General features: G+C 59.7%; 4 protein-coding genes. 2 read left to right on the plus strand and 2 right to left on the minus strand.

Features of this window, described 5'->3' with window-relative positions; all coding sequences use genetic code 11:
- Both A3730_RS16810 and suhB read right to left on the minus strand, forming a co-directional pair.
- Window positions 1-1,231, minus strand: a 1,231-nt coding sequence (locus tag A3730_RS16810) for an NAD-dependent succinate-semialdehyde dehydrogenase (RefSeq protein ID WP_063538497.1), incomplete at its 3' end; no start/stop codon positions are given.
- Window positions 1,232-1,414: 183 nt separating this feature from the next.
- Window positions 1,415-2,233: an inositol-1-monophosphatase gene (suhB, locus tag A3730_RS16815; RefSeq protein ID WP_063519191.1), complete on the minus strand. Its 819-nt coding sequence runs from the start codon at window positions 2,231-2,233 to the stop codon at window positions 1,415-1,417.
- A 424-nt stretch (window positions 2,234-2,657) separates the two neighbouring features.
- Here suhB and A3730_RS16820 point away from each other — a divergent pair, with 424 nt between their 5' ends.
- Both A3730_RS16820 and cysE read left to right on the plus strand, forming a co-directional pair.
- The gene (locus A3730_RS16820) at window positions 2,658-3,440 is read left to right on the plus strand and encodes an RNA methyltransferase (protein WP_063538499.1); all 783 of its coding nucleotides are present in this window, start codon (window positions 2,658-2,660) and stop codon (window positions 3,438-3,440) included.
- A gap of 71 nt (window positions 3,441-3,511) precedes the next feature.
- Window positions 3,512-4,273, plus strand: a 762-nt coding sequence (gene cysE / locus A3730_RS16825) for a serine O-acetyltransferase (protein ID WP_063538501.1), incomplete at its 3' end; no start/stop codon positions are given.

A 4,273-nucleotide genomic window follows, 5' to 3' on the forward strand; every position in this document is an offset into this window, starting at 1 on the left:
TGGCGATGCGGATGGCGTCTTCTTCCGTTTTAAAGGGAATGATGGCTGCCAGCGGCCCGAAGGTTTCGTCCTGGCAGAGTTGGGCATCGGTGGAAACGCCGGTGATCAGCGTGGGCTGAACGAAGCTGCCGCCCCGTTCGTGGCGCTGGCCCCCGGTGATAACCCGGGCGCCCTTGCCCAGTGCATCTTCCAGATGTTCCATGACTTTATCGGAAGCACCCCGGTTGATCAGGGCAGCCTGGGAAACGCCTTCTTCAAAGCCGTCACCCACTTTCATGGCCTCAATGGCAACCTTGAACTTCTCCACAAAGGCATCGAGGATACTTTCCTGTACCAGAAAGCGGTTAACGCACACGCAGGTCTGGCCGGTGTTGCGAAACTTGCTGGCCATGGCGCCTTCAACCGCTTTATCCAGGTTGGCATCGTCGAACACCAGGAAAGGGGCGTTGCCACCCAGCTCCAGTGACACTTTCTGGATGTGCTTGGCGCACTGGGCCATCAGCTGGCTGCCCACTTCGGTGGAGCCGGTGAAGCTCAGTTTGCGGACAATGGGTGAGTCGGTGATTGCCGTGGATATGGCGCCGGCGCTACCAGTGATAACGTTGAAAACCCCTGCAGGAATGCCGGCACGCTCGGCCAGTTCGGCCAGCGCCAGGGCGGAATAGGGGGTGGCGCTAGCCGGCTTGACCACCATGGTGCAGCCTGCGGCCAGGGCCGCTCCGGCTTTGCGGGTAATCATGGAGGAGGGGAAGTTCCAGGGCGTGATCGCGGCGGTGACCCCAATGGGTTGCTTGATCACCACGATCTGCTGGCCGGGTTTGGATGCGGGAATGGTATCGCCATAAGCCCGGCGCGCTTCTTCGGCAAACCATTTCAGGAAAGAGGCGGAATAGGCGATTTCCCCTTTGGCCTCGGGCAGAGGCTTGCCCTGTTCCAGGGTCATCAGGCGGCCCAGGTCCTCCTGGTGCTCCATCATCAGATCGTGCCAGGCCATCAGCAGGTTGGCCCGCTCGGCGGCAGTTTTATCACGCCAGCCAGGGAAGGCCTGATGAGCGGCGTCGATGGCGCGGCGGGTTTCGGCTTCGCCCATGCGCGGCGAGGTGCCGATGTCTTCTCCGTTGGCCGGGTTGTCGACCGCAAAGGTGGCGCCGTCATCAGCATCACACCATTGGCCATTGATGTAGCACTGCTGGCGGAACAGCGCGTTGTCTGTGAGAGAAACCGTTGCCATGAAGCGTCTCCTTGCTGAACCGTTATATCTGACACGCTAGCAAAGCGTGCCGAGATGTCCATGCCGCAGACAGCACTTTCGTATTGAAGTCTAAGGAGTTTTTACAAAACAGGATGGCGGTGGGGCAGGAAAAACCCTTCCTCCGCAGCGGGAGGAAGGGAGCAAAGCCAGGCTGTGCGGGGGTTAGCGCTTCAGGCTGTCGTTCAGGTGGGGTTTGATTTTTTGCAGCAAGCCCTTAAAGACTTTCGGGCTGCCGGCCACGATGCCGCCGCTTTCCAAGTATTTGTGGCCGCCACTCAGGTCACCAACCAGGCCACCGGCTTCGGTAATCAGCAGTACACCTGCGGCCATGTCCCACTCTGCCAGGCCGAATTCAAAGAAGCCGTCCAGTCGGCCGGCGGCCAGCCAGGCCAGGTCCAGGGCGGCGGAACCGGGCCGACGCAGACCGGCGGTGGAGGCGGCGATATCCGCGAACATGCCCAGATAGGCGTCCATGTGCGGGGCCTGGTCCTTGCGGAACGGGAAACCCGTACCGATCAGGCAGCCTTCCAGGCTGGCTCGATTGGTACAGCGAATACGGCGGCCATTGAGAGCGGCGCCACGGCCACGGCTGGCGGTGAATTCTTCGTCGCGGTTGGGATCGTAAATGACCGCATGCTCGATTTTGCCTTTGAATTTGAGGGCAATGGAGACGCAGTACTGGGGGAAGCCATGGATGAAGTTGGTCGTGCCGTCCAGTGGGTCGATGATCCACTGGTAGTCTTTACCGTCGCCACTGCCTTCGATAACACCGGATTCCTCAGCCAGAATACTGTGGTCCGGGTAGGCCTTGCGAATCACATCGATGATGCGCGCTTCTGCAGCGCGATCCACTTCGGTGACGAAGTCGTTCATGCCCTTTTTCGTGACAGACACGGGATCACTGCTTTCAGCAGCTCTGCGAATCAGATTTCCCGCCTGACGGGCGGCTCGCAGGGCGATATTCACTTGCGGCGCATGCATGGCATCTATCCTCAATATGACGTGTGGCGTAACGGCTAGGAGCCTGTGAAGAACGCCTTGTGTGCTCAGCGTGGTCTGAAGCGTGCAGTTGTTGTGTCTTGTCTCGACGGGCAGGGTGGTTCCCTTCCCTAGAGGCAAGGCGCAGCAAATGGGCGCTTCAGACCACGCCCTCCGGGTCTTCCAGGCTGGCCCGCACTCGTTGTTGCCCTTTTTCGATGGATCGACATACACCTTCAAAAGTGCGCCTAGATTGCGGGCCAGCCTGAAAGACTGAGCGCGCAAGGCGTTCTTCAGAGGCTCCTTTAAAGAGCGCGGGGCAGGGAAACTCGGGGTTCCCGTTCCGGGGCGCGGATTGTAGCAGAGCCCGCGCGATCAGGGCAGCCGCCGTGTTAAGATTAGCGCCTTTTTTAATGAGAGGCCTCCCATGTTGGAAAATGTGCGCATTGTGATGGTGGAAACCTCCCACCCCGGCAATATCGGCGCGGCTGCCCGGGCCATGAAAACCATGGGCCTGTCGGATCTGCGTCTGGTGCAGCCGCAGGCCTACCCCAGTGTGGAGGCGACGGCGCGGGCCTCCGGTGCCGGCGATGTGCTGGAAGCTGCACAGGTATGCAACAGCGTGGACGAGGCGCTGGAAGGAGCCACTCTGGTGATTGGCACCAGTGCCCGTCAGCGTCGCATTCCGTGGCCTTGCCTGACTCCACGTCAGTTGGCGGCACAGCTGTCCCATGATTTGGCCAATGCGCCGCAGGATACCCGCATTGCGGTGCTGTTCGGTCGTGAAGATCGGGGGCTGACCAACGACGAGCTGCGCCGCTGTAACCTTCATGTGAGCGTGCCCACCAATCCCGAGTATGGGGTCTTGAATGTGGCGTCGGCGGTCCAATTAATCAGCTACGAGCTACGCCTGGCGTTGCTGGGGGACGACTTTGATCTGCAGGAATCCCGTTCCCGTCGCGAAGTGATGCCATTGCCGGAAATGTTCTGGGATGAGCCGCCGGCCACCAACGAAGCGGTATCCGGTTTTCTGGACCACCTGGAAAAGGTGATGGCACAGAGTGGATTCCTGAATCCGGCGCAGCCCGGCCAGGTGATGACGCGTATGCGCCGTTTGTTTATGCGCGCCCGACCGGACAAAATGGAAATGAGCATTTTGCGGGGCGTATTGGTGGCATTGGAGAAAAAAATGCCGCGAGATGATGGCTGATGCGCCGTAACAAACGGTTGTTGGCGTCATCCTAACGGGCCCAGGCCCAAGGCTTCGAAGTTGAGGTAGTTATGTTTGATCAAGTGCGCGAGGACATCCGGTCGGTCTTTCACCGGGACCCGGCGGCCCGCAATACGCTGGAAGTGTTGCTCAACTATCCCGGTTTGCACGCGGTGCTTTTTCATCGGTTGGCGCATGGGTTATGGACGCGTGATTTCAAGCAACTGGCGCGGCTGCTATCCACGTTTTCGCGCTGGCTCACCGGTATCGAAATTCACCCCGGTGCCAAAATCGGCCGGCGTTTCTTTATTGATCACGGCATGGGTGTGGTGATCGGTGAAACCGCAGAAATCGGTGATGACGTGACGCTGTATCACGGCGTTACCCTGGGAGGCACCAGCTGGAGCAAGGGCAAGCGCCACCCGACTCTGGAAGACGGTGTGGTGGTTGGTGCGGGAGCCAAGGTGCTGGGGCCGTTTACGGTGCACAAGAATGCCAAAATCGGCTCCAATTCCGTGGTCACCAAGGAAGTGCCGGAAGGGGCGACGGTGGTCGGTATCCCGGGCCGGGTGATTAGCCATCCTCTGACCGAGAAAGAAAAGACTCGCCAGGCAATGGCCGAGAAGATCGGCTTCCAGGCCTATGGTGTCAGCAACGACATGCCCGACCCGGTGGCCGAAGCGATTCACTTGCTGCTGGATCACATGCACGCCGTGGACAACAAGCTGGATAGGGTCTGCACCAACCTGAAAAAGCAGGGCATTCAGGGATGCGATGAGAAGCTGCCGGAGCTGAAAGATGAAGACTTCGAGCCGGTGAATGCGGGCGGAACA

This window comes from Alcanivorax sp. HI0044 (assembly GCF_001634945.1).

Excerpts from the sequence above, each read along its gene's own strand:
- suhB (WP_063519191.1), bottom strand. The coding sequence starts at position 2,233 with ATGCATGCGCCGCAAGTGAATATCGCCCTGCGAGCCGCCCGTCAGGCG.
- A3730_RS16820 (WP_063538499.1), top strand. The coding sequence starts at position 2,658 with ATGTTGGAAAATGTGCGCATTGTGATGGTGGAAACCTCCCACCCCGGC.